This is a genomic window from Streptomyces sp. MS06, assembly GCF_047200655.1.
In the GTDB taxonomy this organism is placed as follows: Bacteria; Actinomycetota; Actinomycetes; order Streptomycetales; family Streptomycetaceae; genus Streptomyces.
The window spans coordinates 69,735-89,731 of sequence record NZ_JBJZOJ010000013.1; the positions used below are offsets into that span (position 1 = coordinate 69,735).

19 protein-coding genes, 1 tRNA gene and 1 pseudogene are annotated in these 19,997 nt (G+C 70.7%); 12 read left to right on the plus strand and 9 right to left on the minus strand.

What is annotated here, in order from left to right; all coding sequences use genetic code 11:
• Window positions 1–604 precede the first annotated feature (604 nt).
• Both ACL02U_RS09210 and ACL02U_RS09215 read left to right on the plus strand, forming a co-directional pair.
• Complete coding sequence (locus tag ACL02U_RS09210) at window positions 605–1,264, plus strand: excalibur calcium-binding domain-containing protein (RefSeq protein WP_412790189.1); 660 nt, start codon at window positions 605–607, stop codon at window positions 1,262–1,264.
• A 92-nt stretch (window positions 1,265–1,356) separates the two neighbouring features.
• Window positions 1,357–1,695 (plus strand): nuclear transport factor 2 family protein, encoded by a 339-nt coding sequence (locus ACL02U_RS09215; protein ID WP_412790190.1) that lies wholly within the window; start codon window positions 1,357–1,359, stop codon window positions 1,693–1,695.
• Between the two features lie 324 nt (window positions 1,696–2,019).
• Here ACL02U_RS09215 and ACL02U_RS09220 read toward each other — a convergent pair whose 3' ends face one another.
• Together ACL02U_RS09220 and phoU are read right to left on the minus strand one after the other, a co-directional pair.
• Entirely contained in the window at window positions 2,020–2,184 is a 165-nt protein-coding gene (locus ACL02U_RS09220; protein WP_412790191.1) for a hypothetical protein, read from the minus strand.
• 119 nt (window positions 2,185–2,303) lie between these two features.
• Window positions 2,304–3,005 carry a phosphate signaling complex protein PhoU gene (phoU, locus tag ACL02U_RS09225; protein ID WP_412790192.1) on the minus strand — a complete coding sequence of 234 codons (702 nt, stop codon included), beginning with the start codon at window positions 3,003–3,005 and terminating at the stop codon, window positions 2,304–2,306.
• 223 nt (window positions 3,006–3,228) lie between these two features.
• Between phoU and ACL02U_RS09230 the strand changes: the two genes are divergently transcribed.
• Window positions 3,229–4,536 (plus strand): sensor histidine kinase, encoded by a 1,308-nt coding sequence (locus ACL02U_RS09230; RefSeq protein ID WP_412790193.1) that lies wholly within the window; start codon window positions 3,229–3,231, stop codon window positions 4,534–4,536.
• On the plus strand, window positions 4,533–5,213 hold the full coding sequence (locus ACL02U_RS09235) for a response regulator transcription factor (protein ID WP_030734890.1): 681 nt from the start codon (window positions 4,533–4,535) through the stop codon (window positions 5,211–5,213). Before ACL02U_RS09230 ends, ACL02U_RS09235 begins: the two co-directional genes overlap by 4 nt.
• A 202-nt stretch (window positions 5,214–5,415) precedes the next feature.
• Here ACL02U_RS09235 and ACL02U_RS09240 read toward each other — a convergent pair whose 3' ends face one another.
• Window positions 5,416–6,102 carry a DUF461 domain-containing protein gene (locus ACL02U_RS09240; RefSeq protein WP_412790194.1) on the minus strand — a complete coding sequence of 229 codons (687 nt, stop codon included), beginning with the start codon at window positions 6,100–6,102 and terminating at the stop codon, window positions 5,416–5,418.
• A 746-nt stretch (window positions 6,103–6,848) separates the two neighbouring features.
• On the opposite strand from ACL02U_RS09240, the gene ACL02U_RS09245 reads away from it, so the two are divergent.
• The 6 genes from ACL02U_RS09245 to ACL02U_RS09270 all read left to right on the plus strand — a co-directional run bounded on the left by ACL02U_RS09245 (window position 6,849) and on the right by ACL02U_RS09270 (window position 13,547).
• Window positions 6,849–7,331 carry a CarD family transcriptional regulator gene (locus ACL02U_RS09245; protein ID WP_003953493.1) on the plus strand — a complete coding sequence of 161 codons (483 nt, stop codon included), beginning with the start codon at window positions 6,849–6,851 and terminating at the stop codon, window positions 7,329–7,331.
• Window positions 7,332–7,665: 334 nt separating this feature from the next.
• Window positions 7,666–8,430: a 2-C-methyl-D-erythritol 4-phosphate cytidylyltransferase gene (gene ispD / locus ACL02U_RS09250; RefSeq protein ID WP_412790195.1), complete on the plus strand. Its 765-nt coding sequence runs from the start codon at window positions 7,666–7,668 to the stop codon at window positions 8,428–8,430.
• Window positions 8,420–8,941, plus strand: a complete 522-nt coding sequence (ispF, locus tag ACL02U_RS09255; protein WP_412790196.1) for a 2-C-methyl-D-erythritol 2,4-cyclodiphosphate synthase — start codon at window positions 8,420–8,422, stop codon at window positions 8,939–8,941. The genes ispD and ispF overlap by 11 nt, the downstream gene beginning before the upstream one ends.
• A gap of 369 nt (window positions 8,942–9,310) precedes the next feature.
• The gene (gene cysS / locus ACL02U_RS09260) at window positions 9,311–10,711 is read left to right on the plus strand and encodes a cysteine--tRNA ligase (RefSeq protein ID WP_412790197.1); all 1,401 of its coding nucleotides are present in this window, start codon (window positions 9,311–9,313) and stop codon (window positions 10,709–10,711) included.
• A 97-nt stretch (window positions 10,712–10,808) separates the two neighbouring features.
• Entirely contained in the window at window positions 10,809–11,750 is a 942-nt protein-coding gene (gene rlmB, locus ACL02U_RS09265; protein ID WP_412790198.1) for a 23S rRNA (guanosine(2251)-2'-O)-methyltransferase RlmB, read from the plus strand.
• A 117-nt stretch (window positions 11,751–11,867) separates the two neighbouring features.
• Window positions 11,868–13,547, plus strand: a complete 1,680-nt coding sequence (locus ACL02U_RS09270) for a DoxX family membrane protein (RefSeq protein ID WP_412790199.1) — start codon at window positions 11,868–11,870, stop codon at window positions 13,545–13,547.
• Between the two features lie 246 nt (window positions 13,548–13,793).
• Here ACL02U_RS09270 and ACL02U_RS09275 read toward each other — a convergent pair whose 3' ends face one another.
• The 3 genes from ACL02U_RS09275 to ACL02U_RS09285 form a co-directional block, all read right to left on the minus strand.
• Window positions 13,794–14,525 carry a nucleotidyltransferase family protein gene (locus tag ACL02U_RS09275; protein ID WP_412790200.1) on the minus strand — a complete coding sequence of 244 codons (732 nt, stop codon included), beginning with the start codon at window positions 14,523–14,525 and terminating at the stop codon, window positions 13,794–13,796.
• Window positions 14,526–14,687: 162 nt separating this feature from the next.
• Complete coding sequence (locus ACL02U_RS09280) at window positions 14,688–15,146, minus strand: hypothetical protein (protein WP_412790201.1); 459 nt, start codon at window positions 15,144–15,146, stop codon at window positions 14,688–14,690.
• 583 nt (window positions 15,147–15,729) lie between these two features.
• Window positions 15,730–16,818, minus strand: coding sequence for an ABC transporter ATP-binding protein (locus ACL02U_RS09285; RefSeq protein ID WP_412790202.1), 1,089 nt, complete (start codon window positions 16,816–16,818; stop codon window positions 15,730–15,732).
• A 217-nt stretch (window positions 16,819–17,035) separates the two neighbouring features.
• Between ACL02U_RS09285 and ACL02U_RS09290 the strand changes: the two genes are divergently transcribed.
• A tRNA-Thr gene (locus ACL02U_RS09290) sits at window positions 17,036–17,109 on the plus strand.
• Window positions 17,110–17,547: 438 nt separating this feature from the next.
• Complete coding sequence (locus ACL02U_RS09295) at window positions 17,548–17,781, plus strand: GNAT family N-acetyltransferase (RefSeq protein ID WP_412790203.1); 234 nt, start codon at window positions 17,548–17,550, stop codon at window positions 17,779–17,781.
• 61 nt (window positions 17,782–17,842) lie between these two features.
• Here the strand turns inward: ACL02U_RS09295 and ACL02U_RS09300 are convergent, their stop codons facing one another.
• From ACL02U_RS09300 to ACL02U_RS09310, 3 genes and pseudogenes are all read right to left on the minus strand, one after another.
• Window positions 17,843–18,904, minus strand: a complete 1,062-nt coding sequence (locus ACL02U_RS09300) for a macro domain-containing protein (RefSeq protein ID WP_412790204.1) — start codon at window positions 18,902–18,904, stop codon at window positions 17,843–17,845.
• Entirely contained in the window at window positions 18,849–19,547 is a 699-nt protein-coding gene (locus ACL02U_RS09305; RefSeq protein WP_412790253.1) for a DUF4433 domain-containing protein, read from the minus strand. Before ACL02U_RS09305 ends, ACL02U_RS09300 begins: the two co-directional genes overlap by 56 nt.
• A 338-nt stretch (window positions 19,548–19,885) precedes the next feature.
• Window positions 19,886–19,978: pseudogene (locus ACL02U_RS09310) on the minus strand (oxidoreductase); the annotation flags it as partial.
• Between the last annotated feature and the right edge of the window lie 19 nt (window positions 19,979–19,997).

Sequence of the window (19,997 nt, forward strand, 5' to 3'; positions counted from 1 at the left end):
CGGCAAGACCCGGGGCACGAAGAAGCAGGTCAACGGTCGGGGCCCTCTCCGAGCGCGTACAGCCCCGGCCTCGGCGTCGGATCGGAGCGCCCGAGTCCTCTCGCGACGCATCCGCCGTCGCCCCCACCCCTCGACTGCGCGGCCCGGCGGCAGGCCCTGTCCTGGGCGCCGCGGGCCCGACAGCCTCCCCGGTAGGCATTCGCGGGGATTGTGCAGCCGGTCCTGCGCCGCCGCTGGCGCTCCGGTCAGTCCGTTCAACTGACCTGCTGTCAGCGGTCCCCGCATCCAGGGAAACCTCGACCGCATGCCGCATGGGCGTTGTGACGACACTGCGATGCAGACGAGGCGGACCGGGACCCGCCCGGGGTGCGTGGACCCGTACACCACTCAGCGGGGCGCCATCGTGAAGCGCGTCGCGGGCAGCCCCCGTCGCCCCGTCAGCCGGCACGCGGCACCGCTCCGCCGCAGTTCAGTTGGGCATCTTCCGTCTCTGCAGCCGAGCTCGGATGCTCATGGCCGGGCGCGACCGTTCGGCTTCGCCTCGCGATCCGACCGCCGGCGGCGCAGTCTGGAGGGAGAAGTCTCGTGACGTGAGGTGGTGCCCGTGATCCGCCTCGTTCATGCGGGGGCGGCGCCGCTGCTGCTGGCCGTCGTGATCGGCATAAGTGGCTGTGGCAGTACCGACTCCACGCCCGTGCGGTCCCCGACCACGGTGACCAGGACGGTCACCGGATCCACGACCGCGGCACCAGAGCCGCCGTCGTCGGCGTCGCCGACGTCGCCCCGGGCGCCGGCGCCCGGGTCCTCCCGGCCGACGGCGCCATCGGCGGTCGCGGACGAGTCGTCCGTCGTTCGCGACTACTTTGCCGCCATCAACGCACGGGACTACCGACGGGCCTGGGAACTCGGGGGCAGGAACCTCTCGGGGTCCTACCAGGCCTTCGCCGCCGGGTTCGCCACCACGGCCCACGACACGGTCCACATCTTCGGTACGGCCGGCGACACCGTCACGATCGGGTTGGAGGCCACGCAGACCGACGGCTCGCTGCGGCTCTTCGAAGGCACCTACACCGTTCACGGAGGCACGATCGTCGCGGCGGACGTACGCGAGGTGACGGGCCCGCAGCCACGTCCGAGCGGACCCTCGCCCTCCTACGAGAACTGCGACGAAGTACGAGCCGCCGGCGCCGCGCCCCTCCACTGGTGGGAGCCCGGCTACGCGCCGCATCTCGACCGCGACGGCGACGGGGTGGCCTGCGAATAAGTCGCTGACAGTCTCGGCAGCGGCCTCGCACGACGTGTGGAACGTGTTTGTACAGTGGTGGAAAGGACGTGCCGTCCGGCTGAGGAGCCCGCATGGTCAACAGTCCCAGAGCCGTCGTCGAAGCAGCGTTTCGGCACTACAGGTCACAGGACCGCGAGGCGGCCCTCGCTCTCTACGCCGATGACTTCTCGTTCACCAGTCCGCAGGACGACCACCTCGGCAAGGCCGCGTTCTTCGAGCGGTGCTTCCCGACCGCTGACCGGCTGAAGGAGCAGCACCTGCTGCATGTCGTCCCCGCGGACGAAGAACTGGTCCTCGTCCTCTACGAGTACGAGCTCGCGACGGGTGACAGGTACCGCAACACGGAGGCGATCACTGTCCGGGACGGGCTCATCAGGGAGGTGCAGGTCTTCTTCGGCGGCACGGTGTGACGAGCCGTCTTGGCTGGTGCGCGCCGGACGAGCATGTGCGGTGAGCAGGACGGCACCGTCGCGGACGCCCGGGACGGGACGCGACGGGGGGTGCCGCAGCGGCGGAGCGGCTGAGCCGCCCGCTGCGGGCCTCCGTCAGAAGCGCATGCCGGAACGGGGCTCCGGCCTCATCCGCCGGAGCCCTGTGCCGTCGCAGACCTTGCCGCGCCGTGCGGACGCACCGGTGCCGGCCGCAGCGGTTCGGCGTACCGGGGCCTCGGCCGCCTGATCGGTTGACGTCGGCCGTGCCGTGCCGGGTGCGGCGTCAGCCGTGCGGGGCTGCCGTCAGCCGCACTGGCACGGACCGCCCGACTGGCATCCGCACCCGCATCCCGAGCCGCAGCCGCACGCGCCGATGACGGTGAGGCTCCTGATCTCGGCGGGCTGCTCGGTCGGCTGTTCCTGCGTGGGGTCCGGTGTCGTACCGGCGCTGCCGGGGGAATCGGCCATGGTCCCTCCTCGAAGGTGGTGCCTGTGCCCATTGCATGCCCTTGCCGCCGGGCGCATCAACGGCGCACACCGGCGCACTGTTGTTCGTCCGCGCCCCCGGGCCCGTTTCGCAGGCCCGTTCAGGCCCCGTCCGCCCCCTGGATGGGCTTGATCTCGGGCTGGACGTCCGACTGGAGCTCGTCCGCGTGCTCGCCGGTCACCAGGAACACCACCCGCTTGGCGACCGCGACCGCGTGGTCGGCGTACCGCTCGTAGTAGCGGCCGAGAAGGGTCACGTCGACGGCGGTCTCGATGCCGTGCTGCCAGCGGTCGTCCAGCAGGTGCTGGAACAGGGTGCGGTGCAGCAGGTCCATCTCGTCGTCGTCCTGCTCGAGCTGGAGGGCGAGATCGACGTCCTTGGTGATGATGACCTCGGCCGTCTTCGCCATCAGCCGCTGCGCCAGCTGGCCCATCTCCAGGATGGTGGCGTGCAGGTCGTGCGGGACCGCACGCTCCGGGAACCGCAGCCGGGCGAGCTTCGCCACGTGCTGCGCAAGGTCGCCGGAGCGCTCCAGGTCGGCCGACATGCGCAGCGACGTCACCACGATCCGCAGGTCCGTCGCCACCGGCTGCTGCCGGGCCAGCAGTGCTATCGCCCGCGCCTCCATGTCGTGGTGGAGCTCGTCGACCTTCTGGTCGGCCTCGATCACGCTCTCGGCCAGCTTCAGGTCGGCGTCGAGGATCGCGGTCGTGGCGCGCCCGATGGCCGAGCCGACCAGCCGGGCCATCTCCACCAGACCGTCGCCGATCGAATCAAGTTCCTCGTGGTACGCGTCCCGCATCAGGGGTCCCTCTCCTACGTCTGCCTCAGGGCTCACGGGGGCCGTCGTCCGGCCGTGCTGCCGGGGCCATCACCCCACGCTCCCACGTTCCGGTGCGCACGCGTCCGTTACCGTCACCACAAATGAACCACCACCGGCGCCCGGGTGAACTCTGGGCGACGAGTGTTCGAGGTCGCACACGGATGGCTGGGGACACCGGCGACGCCATGCCTAACCTGGACGCATGGACCTGAACGCGGCGGTCGCCGCAGCGGCAGCGATCGCCGGTGTTCTCACCGGCGTGATCGCCATGCTGGCGTTCCGCTGGAGCGAGCGGGAACTGAAGCGCCCGACGCGAAGCTCCCTGCACACCGATCCGGTGCTCCCGCCCGGTGTGGACACCGTCCTGTCCGTGCTGCGGTCCTCGGCCGTCGTCCTCGACGAGAGCGACGCCGTGGTCAAGGCCAGCTCGGCAGCGTACGCCCTCGGTCTGGTCCGCGGCGGCAGACTCGCCGTCGACCCCATGCTCCAGATGGCCCGGGACTCGAGGCGCGACGGCGAGATACGGCAGGTCGAGCTGGACCTGCCGAGGCGGGGGACCGGGCGGGGCGAGCCGCTGGCGGTGTCCGCGCGCGTCGCACCCCTCGGTTCGCGACTCGTCCTCCTGCTGGTCGAGGACCTCACCGAGGCCCGCCGCATCGAGGCGGTCCGCCGCGACTTCGTCGCCAACGTCAGCCACGAGCTGAAGACACCGGTCGGCGCGCTGTCCCTGCTGTCGGAGGCCGTGATGGACGCCGCCGACGACCCGGAGGCGGTGCAGCGCTTCGCCGGCCGCATGCAGGTCGAGGCGACCCGGCTGACGAACCTGGTCCAGGAGCTCATCGACCTCTCCCGGGTGCAGAACGACGACCCGCTGGAGGACGCCGAGCCGGTCGGGGTCGACGAACTCGTCGCCGAGGCGATCGACCGGTGCCGCCACCAGGCCTCCACCAAGCAGATCCAGATGGCCTCCGGGGGCGCCCCGGACCTGCAGATCAGGGGAAACCGGGGCCAGCTCGCCGCCGCCCTCGGCAACCTCGTCGAGAACGCCGTCAACTACTCCCCGGCCCGCACCCGCGTCGGTATCGCCGCCCGCCGGCTGACCGCGCCCGGCGGGGACATGATCGAGATCGCCGTGACCGACCAGGGCATCGGCATCTCCGACAAGGACAAGGAGCGCATCTTCGAGCGCTTCTACCGGGTCGACCCGGCTCGCTCCCGTGCCACCGGCGGCACCGGCCTGGGGCTGGCCATCGTCAAGCACGTGGTCGCCTCGCACGGCGGGGAGGTCACGGTGTGGAGCGCCGAGGGACAGGGCTCCACCTTCACTCTGCGGCTGCCGGAGGCGGGTGCGGCACGGGACCGCGCCCAGCAGCACCCGGACCCCGGCCCCGGCGCCCTCGACCGCGAGGGCGAGCACGACGGGGCAGCCGGCCGGGCCGTTCCCCCCACATCACCCGATCCCACCTCAACCGCGTACGAAACGCTTTCCGCCCCGGAGGTCCTTCCGTGACCCGTGTGCTCGTCGTCGAGGACGAGGAGTCCTTCTCCGACGCCCTGTCGTACATGCTCCGCAAGGAGGGCTTCGAGGTCGCAGTCGCGGCCACCGGCCCCGACGGACTCGACGAGTTCGAGCGCAACGGCGCCGACCTCGTGCTCCTCGACCTGATGCTGCCGGGGCTGCCCGGCACGGAGGTGTGCCGCCAGCTGCGCGGCCGCTCCAACGTCCCCGTCATCATGGTGACCGCCAAGGACAGCGAGATCGACAAGGTCGTCGGCCTGGAGATAGGGGCCGACGACTACGTCACCAAGCCCTTCTCCTCGCGCGAGCTGGTCGCCCGGATCCGCGCCGTGCTGCGCCGCCGCGGCGAGCCCGAGGAGGTCGCCCCCGCCGCGCTGGAGGCCGGCCCGGTCCGCATGGACGTCGACCGGCACGTGGTCACCGTCGGCGGCTCCAAGGTCGACCTGCCGCTCAAGGAGTTCGACCTCCTGGAGATGCTGCTGCGCAACGCCGGGCGAGTCCTCACCCGGATGCAGCTCATCGACCGCGTCTGGGGCGCCGACTACGTCGGCGACACCAAGACCCTGGACGTACACGTCAAGCGTCTGCGCGCCAAGATCGAGCCCGACCCGGGAGCTCCGCGCTACCTGGTCACGGTGCGCGGGCTGGGGTACAAGTTCGAGCCGTAGGCCGGTGACGCCGGCGAGCGGGCCCGCCCGGTGGTGCGGACGGGACGCTCGGCGGTGCGGACGGTCCGTGCTGCGGTGCCGGACGGTCCGTCCGGCGACGCGGTGAAGGGCGGGCCCCTCGGGGCCCGCCCTTTCACGCCGTGTACGTCTTCACGCCGTGTACGTCATGCCCGCGGTGCGGTCCGCCCTCGAGGGACGGAGGTCACTGGCCTGCCGAGGCCGAGGCGGTCGTGGACGGCTCGCCGCTCGGTGCGCCGGAGGCGGACCCGTCCGGGGTAGCGGACGGGGATGCGTCGGGCGACGCGGACTCCGCGGGCGACGCGGACTCCGCGGGGGAGGCCGGAGCGCTCTCGGTGGCCTCCGGCCCGGCCGGGACGTCGCTCGGTCCCCACTTCGCGAAGTAGTGCTCGGCCGGCACCACGTAGGCGCCCAGGGAGACCGGGCCCGTCTTGCTGAAGGTGAAGGTCACCTTCTGGACGTTGCCACCCTGGAGGGCCTCGTTGCCGCTGGGCAGGCTGGCCGAGGCGTTGCCCTCGCCGCCGATGACGACCCAGCCGCCGGCCGGGACGGTGAGCGTGCCGCCACCGCCGGCGGGGTGCAGCTCGGCCGCGGTGCCGGAGGCACCCACGGTGATCGACTTCAGCGTCTGCGGGTGGCTGCCGTTGTTGAAGACGGTGGCCGACACCACCGCGGGTCCCGTGGCGTCGGGATTCGGCTGGGTGATGACGACGGCGTTCTGGATCTTGATGTTGCCAACGGCCGTGGCCGCATTGTCCGGCTTGACCTGCAGGATCTGCGAGTCGTTGCCCGAGCCGCAGGCGGCGAGCGAGGCGATCGAGAACGCGATGGCGGCGGCGGCGAGAGCGCCGCGTCGAAGGCTGCTGCTCACGGCGGCGGCAACTCCTTGAACGCAGGGACAGAGCGGCGTCTCGTAAGGCCGCCCCGAGGGTCTGTCAGCGGCTTCAGATTACCGAGCCGCTCCGCCGCCACGGCACCCGACCCTCCCCGAGCGGTCGGCTTCCGTCTGTACGGGCGTACCGGGCCTTCGGCGCGGGAGCGCCGGACCCCCGTACGCGGCGGCGCACGGGGGTCCGTCCGCAGGCGCCCACCGGACCCTCGTTCGAACGGGTGTGCCGGTCCCGCGCGCCGCTGATCGCCTCTCCGCGCCGCCGGCCTTGCCGCAGGGGGCTCTCGGATCACTTTGACACCGCACTCGTCTGCCATTCAGATGCGTTTCGGTGCCCGCGGGCGATCGGGGCGCGGCATTTCCGTGAAGGAATGCACGCTCTCCGGTGAATTGATCTTCAAGGGCTTCCGACGGCGGTGTGATCAATTCCGGATTCGGCTCGGATCGGCTGAGGTCCGACCGAACGGAGTAGCGTAAGTCGCACGTATGGAACCGGACATTTGGGGATGTTCGGTTGCTCGGAGGAGGTCCCCGGCGGTCGTGACACCCGTGTTTCGCTTCGCGTGCGGAGTGGCTCCCACCTGCGAATACCTGCCTCCGGTCGGCCCGCGCAGCACGTCCCGGTCGCTGTTGTCAAGCCCCGAGATATGCCCTGACCTGCGAAAACGCCATTCAGAAGACGCTGTATCCGTGTTACCCTGGATAGCCACGGAAGGGGTACCTGTCACATGACGTTCAAGGTTGGCGACACCGTGGTCTATCCCCATCACGGGGCCGCGCTGATCGAGGCTATCGAAACTCGCCAGATCAAAGGCGTGGACAAGACCTACTTGGTGCTGAAGGTCGCCCAAGGTGACCTGACGGTGCGTGTGCCAGCGGACAATGCGGAGTTCGTCGGCGTGCGTGATGTGGTCGGTCAGGACGGGCTGGACCGGGTCTTCGAGGTGCTGCGCGCGCCGTACGCCGAGGAGCCCACGAACTGGTCCCGTCGCTACAAGGCAAATCTGGAGAAGCTCGCCTCCGGTGACGTCATCAAGGTCGCGGAAGTCGTGCGCGACCTGTGGCGCCGGGAGCGGGAGCGCGGACTCTCCGCCGGTGAGAAGCGGATGCTGGCCAAGGCGCGCCAGATCCTGGTGAGCGAACTCGCCCTCGCGGAGAACACCAACGAGGACAAGGCCGAGGCGCTGCTCGACGAGGTACTCGCCTCCTGACGCGATCCGTCCGCCTCGGATCAGCACTCAGCGACATGCCGTGGTGCCCGATGACGAAATACTGTCGCCGGGCGCTGCGGCATGTTCGCATTTCCGCACCGCCCCCGCACCATCGTGCTCGACGCTCGACGACGTCCTGCCGGATCCGCCGCGCAGCAGCCCGGCCGACCGCGCAAGGACGCCGTACAACGGGGAAGGGGTCCCCGCTACCGAGTGCCGGGCTCCGGGCAGCCTGCTCGACCGATGTCACGGAAGGGGCCGGTCAAGGGCCGTCGCGCCCGGCACGGTGTGGCCATACCCAAGTAGGCCGAGCACACAAACCTGACAGGAACCGATGTCTGACGTTTCGCGTCCTCCCACCGCAGAGACCCGCCCGCAGGCCCGCACGGCCGTCGTGATCCCGGCCGCCGGCCGGGGCGTGCGGCTCGGTCCGGGCGCTCCCAAGGCGCTCCGTGCGCTGAGCGGCACCCCGATGCTCATCCACGCGGTGCACGCCATGGCCGCCTCCCGCGGCGTCTCCCTCGTCGTAGTGGTCGCCCCGCCGGACGGCACCGCAGAGGTCAAGTCGCTGCTGGACGCCCACGCGCTGCCCGAACGGACCGACTTCGCCGTCGTGCCCGGTGGCGAGTCCCGGCAGGAGTCCGTCCGGCGCGGGCTGGAGGCGGTGCCGCCGGACCACACCGTCGTCCTCGTCCACGACGCCGCCCGGCCCTTGGTGCCGGTCGACACCGTCGACGCGGTCATCGACGCCGTGCGGGACGGAGCGGTGGCCGTGGTCCCGGCCGTGCCGCTCGCCGACACCGTCAAGGAGGTCGAGCCGGCCCCGGTCCCGGGCGAACCCGAACCGGTCGTCGCCACGCCCGACCGGGCACGGCTGCGCGCCGTCCAGACCCCGCAGGGCTTCGACCGGGCGACCCTGGTCCGGGCGCACGAGACCGTGACCGGCGAGGTCACCGACGACGCGAGCATGGTCGAGCGGCTCGGGCTGCCGGTGGTGGTAGTGCCCGGCCACGAGGAGGCGTTCAAGGTCACCCGGCCGCTGGACCTGGTGCTGGCGGAGGCGGTCCTGGCCCGCAGGAGGCTCAACGATGGCTTCTGAGACACCCGGCCACCCGCTGCCGCCGACCGCGCCGGTGCTGCCGCAGGTGGGCATCGGCACCGACGTCCACGCCTTCGAGGACGGCCGCGAACTGTGGTGCGGCGGACTGCGGTGGGAGGGAGAGGGGCCCGGCCTCGCCGGGCACTCCGACGCCGACGTCATCGCCCACGCCGCCTGCAACGCGCTGTTCTCCGCGGCCGGGCTCGGCGACCTGGGGCAGCACTTCGGCACCGGCCGGCCCGAGTGGTCCGGCGCCTCCGGGGTCACGCTGCTGACCGAGGCGGCCCGTATCGTCCGCGCGGCCGGATTCACCGTCGGCAACATCGCCGTCCAGGTCGTCGGCCCCCGCCCGAAGATCGGCAGGCGCCGGGAGGAGGCGCAGCGGGTCCTCTCCGCGGCGGCCGGCGCACCGGTGTCCGTGTCCGGCGCCACCACCGACGGACTGGGCTTCCCCGGGCGCGGCGAGGGACTGATGGCGATCGCGACGGCGCTGGTGGCCCGGACCGGCTGACACGGACCGGCTGACACGGACGGCACGGACCGGCGGGCGATGGCCGCCCGGACCGGCGGGCGATGAACCGGCGGGCGACGGTCATCCGGTCCGGCGGGCGACGGTCGTCCGGTCCGGCCGGGCGCAGGCCGTCGGGCCGCGTGGCGGTCGTGGCCCGGGCCGGACGGCAGCCGTGGTCGGAACAGGGCGACGGCGGCGGCCGGGACCGGGTGACAGCCGTGGCCGGGACCGGGTGACAGCCGTGGCCCCGGGACCGGGTGACGCGGTCGGCGCGGACCGGCTGAACCGGGCGCACGCCGGGGGTGCACCGGCCGGGCGGACTTCGCCCGATCGTCGGATGCACCCCCCTGCGCCCACTACCCTGGAGGCGTGACTATTCGCCTGTACGACACCAGCGCCCGGCAGATCCGTGACTTCACCCCGCTCGCGCCGGGCTGCGTCTCGATCTACCTGTGCGGTGCCACCGTGCAGGCCGCTCCGCACATCGGGCACATCCGGTCGGGGCTGAACTTCGACATCATGCGCCGCTGGTTCGCCCACCGCGGCTACGACGTCACGTTCATCCGCAACGTCACCGACATCGACGACAAGATCATCCGGAAGGCGGCGGAGCAGAACCGCCCCTGGTGGGCGATCGGCTACGAGAACGAGCGGGCGTTCGACGACGCGTACACCGCGCTGGGCTGCCTGCCGCCGACCTACGAGCCGCGGGCCACCGGCCACGTGCCGGAGATGGTCGAGATGATGCGCACGCTCATCGAGCGCGGGCACGCCTACGCCTCCGACGGCAACGTCTACTTCGACGTCCGCTCCCTGCCCGGCTACCTGTCGCTGTCCAACCAGGAGCTGGAGAACCTGCTCCAGCCCTCGGAGGAGGGCGAGACCGGCAAGCGGGACCCGCGCGACTTCGCCATGTGGAAGGCGGCCAAGCCGGGCGAGCCCAGCTGGGAGACGCCGTGGGGGCGCGGCCGGCCGGGCTGGCACCTGGAGTGCTCGGCGATGGCCCACAAGTACCTGGGCTCCGCCTTCGACATCCACGGCGGCGGCATCGACCTGATCTTCCCGCACCACGAGAACGAGATCGCCCAGGCCGAGGGCTTCGGCGACACGTTCGCCCGGTACTGGGTGCACAACGCCTGGGTCACCATGAGCGGCGAGAAGATGTCCAAGTCGCTCGGCAACTCGGTGCTCGTCTCCGAGATGGTCAAGCGGTGGCGCCCCCTCGTGCTCCGCTACTACCTCGGCACCCCGCACTACCGCTCCACCATCGAGTACAGCGAGGAGTCGCTGCGCGAGGCGGAGGCCGCCTTCGCCCGGATCGAGGGCTTCGTCCAGCGCGTCACCGAGCTCGCCGGGAAGACCGTCGAGCCGGCCGCCGACGTGCCGTCCGCCTTCGCCGAGGCGATGGACGACGACCTCGGCGTGCCCCAGGCGCTCGCGATCGTGCACACCACGGTCCGGCAGGGCAACAGCGCGCTCGCGGCCGACGACAAGGAGGGCGCGGTGGCCCGGCTCGCCGAACTGCGGGCCATGCTCGGCGTCCTCGGTCTCGACCCGCTCGACGAGCGCTGGGCCGGCGCCGACGACCGGGGCGACGAACTGCACGGTGTCGTCGACAACCTGGTCGGGCTGGTGCTGGAGCAGCGCGAGTCCGCGCGCGCCCGCAAGGACTGGGCCACCGCGGACGCCATCCGCGACCGGCTGACCCGGTCCGGACTGGTCATCGAGGACGGCCCGCAGGGCCCCCGGTGGAGCCTCGGCGCCCGCTGAGCCGCCGCCCGACGAAGATCGATTGTGCCGTCCGGGCCTCCGGGCGGCACACTTCACAGACGTACGTACGAAGAACCACACGACAGACGGGTAGCTCATGGCCGCGAACAACCGCCGCATGTCCGGCAAGAAGGGCGCGCAGGTCGGCAGCGGCGGCAAGCGGCGCCGGGGCCTGGAAGGCAGGGGACCGACACCCCCCGCCGAGATGCGCAAGGGGCACGCCAAGCAGCGCGCCGCCGCTGCCAAGGCCCGCCGCACGCAGGGACGCACGCAGCAGCAGCGGCGCGGCGGCCGCACCGCCAACGAACTCGTCGTCGGACGCAACCCGGTCGTCGAGGCGCTGCGCGAGGGCGTGCCCGCCACCACGCTCTACGTCCAGCAGTTCATCGACAACGACGAGCGGGTCCGCGAGGCGCTCCAGCTCGTCGCCGAGCGGGGCAGCGTCAACCTGCTGGAGGCCCCGCGGCCCGAGCTGGACCGGATGACGAACGGCCTCAACCACCAGGGCCTCGTCCTCCAGGTCCCGCCGTACGAGTACGCCCACCCCGAGGACCTCGCGGCCGCCGCCGCGGACGCCGGCGAGGACCCGCTGATCGTCGCCCTCGACGGGGTCACCGACCCGCGCAACCTCGGTGCCGTCGTCCGCTCCGTCTCCGCCTTCGGCGGCCACGGCGTCGTCGTGCCCGAGCGGCGCGCCGCCGGCATGACCGCCGGCGCCTGGAAGACCTCCGCCGGTACGGCCGCACGCACACCCGTCGCCCGCGCCACCAACCTCACCCGGGCGCTGGAGGCGTACAAGAAGGCGGGCATCGTGGTCGTCGGACTCGCCGCCGACGGGGACGTCGAACTCGGTGAGCTGGACGCCCTGCAGGGGCCGGTCGCCGTCGTCGTCGGAAGCGAGGGCAAGGGCCTGTCCCGGCTGGTGGGGGAGACCTGCGACTTCCGGGTGCGGATCGCCATGCCGGGCGGCGCCGAGTCCCTCAACGCCGGTGTGGCGGCGGGGATCGTGCTGTACGAGGCGGCACGCCGCCGCGGCTGAACAGACGTGCCCGCACTCACCCGGACGGGGTAATTCCGGCGAGGCGGCCGGGTTTGACGGGGTCCGGACAGATCCGGCGGGTCAAAGCAGTGTCCTAACCACGCGTCACTCGGTTAGATGAGTGTGGACACCAGAACACCCCGCACACCCACGGGGGACCGCTCGTCGGGATTCGACGACGCTCCCGCGTTGAGCATGGTGAAGGTGCCGAGCGATCCGGCGCAGGTCATCGTGAACCACGCGAGCTTCCGCGTGCAGTTGGGCGCGTCGGCACGGCGCGCCCCATCCCCGCGGATCGCGCGGCACCTGGCCGCCACCCAGGACTCCGCCCGCATGCCCGCCGCCGGTACCGACGCCGCCGCCGGTGCCCGCCGCCGGCCCGTCGTGTGGAGCGGCCGTTCGGAGCCCGACGACACGGGCGCGCACCGCCTCCTCCAGGCCGTGCGGGCCGGCAGCGTCGGCCACACCGGACCGCCCGCCGGGGACCTCGGCTCCACCCAGGTCATCCCGCGCGTCGACGAAACCGACCCGGTCCACGCCCGGCTGGACGCCACCGTCGAGACACCCGTCGTCGGAGCCCAGCGCGGCCCCGGCGACGCGCCCGCCCCCCGTCTGCTGCCGAACATGCGCACCGTCGGAAGCGCCTACGACGAACCGGACCACCCCGGAACGGGGTTCGAGGACCCCGACCACCCCGACCACCTCGAGTACCCCGAGTACCCGGAGGAGCGCGCCGACCGCGCGGACGGCGGGCGGTCCCGCAGCAGGCGGCTCGCCGACGACCCCGCCCGGCACGCCTACTACCCCGGCCGCCGGATGAACCTCGGGGTCGTCCTGCTCCCCCTGCGGATCTTCCTCGGCTTCATCTCCGTCTACGCCGGCATGGGCAAGCTGTGCGACCCCGTCTACTTCGACGGCGGCAAGCGCGGCTCCATGGTCAAGTGGCTGAACACCCTGCACCCCTGGGAAGTCGCCGAGCCGCTGCACCGGTTCGCCCTGCACCACCCCGTCGGATCCGGACTCGTCATCGCCTTCCTCCAGGTGGTCGTCGGCGTCCTGACGGTCCTCGGCTGCTGGCAGCGCGTCGCCGCGGTCGTCGGCGCGCTGCTCTCCGCCGCGCTCATCGTCACCGTGAGCTGGAAGACCGTACCGGCCTACGACACGCCCGACATCATCTACCTCGCCGCATGGTCCCCGCTGATCATCGCCGGCGCCCCCGTGTACTCCGTCGACGGCCGGCTCGCCGCCGGGGCCTGGCGGCGCCTCGGACCCCGCGCCGACATCTGGGAGCTGCGCCGCTACGTCCTGCGCCGCGGCGCACTGGTCACCGCCATCGTCACCGGCGTGACCCTGCTGATCGGCGCCCTGCTCGGCGGTGCCGTCCGCGATGCCGACCGCGTCGTCGTCCCGAGGCCCGGCGAGCCCCCGCGCAACGAACTGCCCGGCTCCCCGCTCCCGCAGGACCCCGGCACCACGACCGGCCGCAGCAAGGCCCCGTCGGCGGCCGCCTCCCCGACCGAGAGCACCACCTCGAAGTCGCCGAGCGCGGACACCACCACCGCCGGCGCGACCCGCGGCCCCGGCACCACGACCGGCGGTGCGCCCAGCCGCACCCGGGGCAGCACCGGCCAGGCACCCACCCGACAGTCCTCCCCGGCCGACCAGGCGCCCAGCACCAGCGCCGGACCGACCTCCGGCGGCACCGCGAGCGGCGGCGCCACCAGCGGTCCCGGCGGCGGCCCCGACGACGGCGGCTCCTCCTCGGAGACCGGCCTTGTGGGCGGCCTGTTGGGGTAACCCAGCCGGTGGGCGGGCTGCTCGGGAAGCCCACCGGCTGACAGCGACGACAAAGGCCGACCCGGCGGCCGGCGAACGGCTGAGGGGCCCGCACGGACGACGTGCGGGCCCCTCAGCCGTACCGGCGGCACTCCCCGGAGGTTCGGGACGGAGGGCCGGTACGGGGGAGCGGTACGGGCGATCGGTGCGGGTAGTCGGTACGGGGGTGGGGGAGGGCCGGGGCGGGGATGTGTGTACCGGCAGCGGTCAGCGGGTCGGCGCCGCCAGTTCCTTCGCCGCCTCCGTCAGGTCCTTCGCCGTGTCGATCGCACGCCAGTAGGCGCCCTGCGGGATCGGGAATCCGGCCAGCCGGCGCTTCCGGGCAAGCTGCGGAAACGTGGTCCGCTCGTGGTCGCCGCGCTCGGGCAGCAGCTCCGCGAACGCCGGGGAGAAGACGTAGACGCCCGCGTTGATCTCGAAGGTGGACGGCGGGGCCTCGATGAAGTCGGTGATGTGACCGAACCCGTCGGTCTGCACGGCACCCCAGGGAAGGCGGGGCCGGGCCAGCGCGAGCGTCGCCGTGGCGTCCCGCTCGATGTGGAAGTCGGCCATGTCGCGCAGGGAGAAACGCGTCCAGATGTCGCCGTTGGTGGCGTACCAGGGCCGGTCCGGGTGGGGCAGATGCGCGGCCGCGTACTTCAGGCCGCCGCCGCGGCCCAGCGGTTCGGTCTCCACGACCGTGCGCACGTCGACGGGCAGCCGGGCGGACTTCAGCCACGACTGCAGGACGTCCGCGAGATGACCGCAGGACACCACCACGTCCGTGACGCCCTCTTCGGCCAGCCAGACGAGCTGATGGCCGATGATCGGCGTCCCGGTGCCGGGGATCTCGACCATCGGCTTCGGCCGGTCGTCGGTGTACGGGCGCAACCGGGAGCCCTGGCCGCCGGCCAGGATGACGGCTTGCGTGGGGCGGGACACGGCATGCGGATCGGTCATGCCCGCACTGTACGCGGCGCCGAACCCGGCGCAGCAGGCGAGTTACGGCCGCCCCGGTCGCGGTGTGCCGCCCGGCGAGCCGTGACGCACCGCGGGCCGCCCCGCGGGCCCGCCGCACCGGGCGGGCGGCCGCGGGGCGCGGCGGTCAGTTGTGCGCGGCGGTCAACTGTGCGCTGCCAGCACGCCCGAGGCGAACGAGGTGTCGCAGACGGGACGCGCGAAGGACTGGGCGCGCGTCGGGCCGTACACCCGGACCGCGGCGCGGCCCAGGGCGCGGGCGATGGAGGTGCAGTGCCGGGCCAGCGACGGGCGCTCGTTCATCGCCTGCTGGAGGTGGGTGAGGGCCACGCCGGGGTCCTTCTGCTGCAGTTCGGTCAGCAGTTGGTCGCGCAGCACCTCCTGCGGGCTGCGGGAGGGTGCGTGGGCGGAGCCGGCCGCGGAGGACACGTCGGAGGCGGTGAGCACCGAGTCCGAGGGGTTACCCGACCAGTTGACCCGGGTGACCGCGAGGGTCCCGGAGAGCACCAGGACGACGGGCAGGACGAGGGCGAGGGAGCGGCCGATCCGGCGGGCGGGGCCCCGGTGACCGCGTCGCGTCTGTTGGGTGGTGGAGTGCTTCACGCGAGTGAGGGTAGCGCGGGGTGATGATTTGGCGACATTTAGTCACCGGTTCGGGGGATGAGAGAGTGCCTTCTTCGGGGTAACGGGTTGACGCACGCCGCTCGAAACGGTCCGGAATGCCGGGGTATCCGGCAACTGCGTCCCCTCGCCGTCCCGACGGCCCCATCCCGACGGGGCCCCCATCCCGACGGCGGCCCTCATCCCGACGGCGGCCCCCACCCGGACGGCCGCCCCCGGTGGACGGCGCCCCCGGCGCACGGCGAAGCAGGCCGCTTGCGGCGGCACGCGGCGGAGCCGGTCGGGGGTGCGCACGCGGCGCGAAGCCGCCCCGGGGCTCCGCGGCAGGCCGCGGAGCCGGTGGGGGGCGCGGGGCGCGCGTTCGAGCGGAAGGGGCCGGGAGGCGAGCCGCCCGGGAAGAGCCGCCCGGGAAGAGCCGGGCGGAAGGACCCGACGGCAGGCCGCACGCAGGAGGTGTGGGACAGGAGGTGCGAGGCAGGAGGCACGGGACGGGAGAGGCGGGACGGGAGATACGGGAAAGGGCCCCGCAGCACGCTGCGGAGCCCTCTGCCCGGAACCGGGGGCGTCAGTCGGACAGGCGCGCGCCCGTGGACGTCGAGAACACGTGGGACTCGCCGGGCCGCGGCACGACGTGCAGCCGGCTGCCCTTCGCCGGAGCCTCGCGGCCACCCACGCGGACGACCAGCTCCTTGGTGGTGCCGGCGACCTCGGCGGTGCCGTAGACGAACGCGTCGGAGCCCAGCTCCTCCACGACGTTGACGGTGACCGCGACGCCCTTCTCGGAGTCGGCGCCGGCCACGTCGAAGTGCTCGGGGCGGACACCCACGGTGACCGTCTGGTCGGCGGTGGTGGACAGCGCCTCGCGGTCGACCGGCACGACGCTGTTGCCGAACATCACTCCGCCGTCGGTGACCGGTACCTCGACGAGGTTCATCGCCGGGGAGCCGATGAAGCCGGCCACGAACAGGTTCGCGGGCTTGTCGTACATGTTGCGCGGGGAGTCGACCTGCTGGAGCAGACCGTCCTTGAGCACCGCCACCCGGTCACCCATGGTGAGCGCCTCGACCTGGTCGTGGGTGACGTACACGGTGGTGATGCCGAGCCGACGCTGGAGGCTCGCGATCTGCGTACGGGTGGAGACACGCAGCTTGGCGTCCAGGTTGGACAGCGGCTCGTCCATGAGGAACACCTGCGGCTCGCGCACGATCGCGCGGCCCATGGCGACACGCTGGCGCTGACCGCCCGAGAGGGCCTTCGGCTTGCGGTCCAGGTACTCGGTCAGGTCGAGGATCTTCGCGGCCTCCTCGACCTTCTTGCGGATCTCCGCCTTCGGCACGCCGGCGATCTTGAGGGCGAAGCCCATGTTGTCGGCGACCGACATGTGCGGGTACAGCGCGTAGTTCTGGAACACCATGGCGATGTCCCGGTCCTTCGGCGGCAGGTGCGTGACGTCGCGCTCGCCGATGCGGATCGCTCCGGCGTTCACGTCCTCGAGCCCCGCGAGCATGCGGAGCGAGGTGGACTTTCCACACCCGGACGGGCCGACCAGGACGAGGAACTCGCCGTCCTCGATGTCGATGTCGAGTGCATCGACAGCGGGCTTCTCGGAGCCCGGGTAGACCCGGGTCGCCTTGTCGAACGTGACAGTGGCCATGGTGTATGGGCCCCCTTCTACCGGCAGGAACGTGCCGGACGATCCGTTGTAGGAAGGTGGTGACTCGGTCCACACAGGTGGACCGAATCAGGACGGTACCTGGCGTTCACCTGGTCTGTCAGTAGGGGGACCCCTGTGAACTTCGCGGAAACTCTCGACGGGCCTCTCCGGGTGCCTGGGTACACTGCACGGGCACGCGGCCGCCGGCCGCGCGCAGGCCTCCTTAGCTCAGCTGGTCAGAGCGCCGCTCTTGTAAAGCGAAGGTCGTCGGTTCGAATCCGACAGGGGGCTCCGCCTGTGACCAGGCAGAACGCCCCCGTGATCGCTGATCACGGGGGCGTTGACGGCAGAACCTGACGGCAGTTCCCCTAGCGGCGCCGGGTGGGCGGTGTGGTCGGCGATCAGGGCGAGCACCCGGCGTTCGCCGACGGCGCTGCGGTCGTGTCCGCACGCGTGGTCGACCATGCTTGCTTCCAGTCCACGAAAGGGTCCTCCAAGACCGTGGATGAGGGCCGGTGCGCCGTTGCGTGGCGTCACCGGCCCGCCCGAATTGAGGTAGTTGGTGCTGCCGGTTGCGTCGACAGCGCCGGTTGAGCCCTTGCAACCGCGTCTGACCTGCGGAGCCTTCGAGGACAACGAGCCAATCGCAACCATCCAGCTTGACGACTCGCCGACCCTGAATTCTGGACGCCGGACGACGAGCCCGAAGCGGCTCTCTATGTGCACCGCATGGCAGTGAAGCGTGAGTTTGCCGGCGCTGGTGTTGGCGGCACGTTGCTTGACTGGGCATCGGAGCGAGCAGCGACACAGGGAAAGCAATGGTTGCGGTTGGATGCTTGGAAGGACAATCAGGGATTGCACCGCTTCTACAAGAATGCAGGCTTTACGCTCGTGCGTGTCGTGGACCTTCCGCACCGAAGGTCAGGGGCACTCTTTCAGAGAGCAACGGGACACGTCCTTTAAGGCGCCTTCTGACGGCAGCGTGATGCACGCCGTCGTACGTGCGAGACCGCTGCGATCCAGGCTAAAGGAGTCCCACTTCAGCAAGGTGCTGCCATGCCGTCCGAACGTGCTCCTCGGTAAAGAGGCGTTGCTTGCGATGGTTCCAACCCCTGATGCAGGCTGTAACGGATTCGGGGGTGGGTGGGGGCGTCACGAGTTCCTCGGCGGCAAACAGAACGGTACTCAGTAGTTCCATGCCGAATGCGTCCTCGAAGCCTGCCGTCAGTGTCTGGAGCTTCGCTGCAGTTTCTTCGAAGCTTGGGTATTGCTTTAGCAGTTCCTCGGCCTCGACCACGGAGTCCTTGTTGAGTTCGAGGATCGCCTGAGCGCCGCTGGTTTCGTCGCCGAACCCTGTTACGAAGTGGCCTTCCATCGTTGAGACCGCTCTATCAAGAGGCTGTGAGTAGGGTCCGTAAATACCCTTCTCAAATTGGAGTCCTAGCGGTAGACGTAGCTTTTGCAGGAAGTATGCAACTTTATGTGCCTCTAGTAGCGATACGCGTGGCTCAAATGCCAGGCCCCGTGCAATTCCGCTCCGGATGTATCGATCGAGCGCAGCAAGAAAGGCTGCACGCTCTCGCGTCATCTCAGGTGTTTCAGTAGCATTCGGCATTGAGCTTGCGCTTGGGGCTCCGGATGGCTCCCAAACTCGAACTTCTACTCCCGGAATGGTGCCCAATGCTTGACGGATCATTGGTTCGACATCGCGCCATGCGAGACCACCATTACCGCACCCGAGTGGCGGGACGGCAATAGATGTGATTCCTCGCTCGACGATTTCGTCCCTTAGCGCCACGAGACCTGACGCAATGTCTTCGATTCGTGATGGGGCACGCCAGTGACGCTTCGTTGGAAAGTTGATGATGAACCTTGGGCTGCCTAGCTGCTTGACCTCATGTACATGCATTCGGCCGACCGTGACGTCGCCGCGATCGCAAGACGCCTTGTAGTCCTTGAAGTTCTCCGGATAAGCTCGCTTGAACTGCAAGGCGATGCCCTTGCCCATGACGCCCACGGTATTGACCGTGTTAACAAGGGCATCGACATCTGCCAGAAGCAGGTTGCCGGTGCCACGCGTGATCATCGTTGTCCTTCCTTGACGAGGTCGCTACAGTGACCGGAATCTCGGTCCCTGCCTCCCTGAGCAGGTGCCGTACTTCCTGTGCATGGTCATGATCGTAAGTTGCGATCTCCTGGAGAGCGGGCACAGGAAGGTGCTCATGCACCAGCAGCTCTGCCATGCGCCGTCGCATGCGGTCGCCATCGTCAGCCGTGTTCGCCCAGTACCTTGCTTCCATGATCTCCCAATCAACGACGCTCGGCAGCATGGTCAGGTCGTTGAAGTGACGGGTGATCTCGTTGGCGCAGTTGCCGTCGCTGAACACGTAGGGCCTTCCTGACGCCCTCACAGCGTCCACAGACGTGACCAGATAGACGAGTGGGGGCTGCCCTTCCCGGTACGTCGATACGCCGCCTCGACTGATCACATAGAGCATCGGGGATCGCGGGGCAAAATAGAACGGAACGTAGTCAGCAGGGCACCCGCAAGGCGGGACAGTAACCCGTCGCGTCCGCCGTTCGGCCTTGATGTCCCTGTCCCCACACTCCACCGGCACACCGCCCCTGCCTTGCATGACACTGTCCGAGACCAGTTGCTTCTTGGCCAGGATGTCGGGTAGGTGCCGGACATGTGTGAAGTGGAAGAGTTGCTGTTGCCCTACGTTCATCACGACAACTGAGTAGACCACAGCGGCACTTAGCAGTGTGAGCTGTTGGGCCCTCAACCAGACGCAGCACTAGCGCCGTTGACGGCAGCACCTGACGGCAACGTCGGCGTACAGGGGCAACCTCCACGACTCTCCGGAGTACTGGTGTCGCCCCGCAGCGGGTAAGCCAGCCACTTGAAGCGTCCTGCTGGTGGAACGTGTGAAGCGAAGGTCGTCGGTTCGAATCCGACAGGGGGCTCTCATCCTGAGCAGCACGAACGCCCCGGACGGTGATCGTTCCGGGGCGTTCGACATCCACGGGCGACACCAGCGGGGCCGGTCACCCACGGTCGGGGGCGTCACCCGGGCAGGCGGTCCATGTGGCTGATGGGCTCACGCTGCGTGTCCGACGTCACGTGCGTGTACACGTCCGTCGTGATGCTGATCCGGCTGGAGCAATGCTCAAGACCT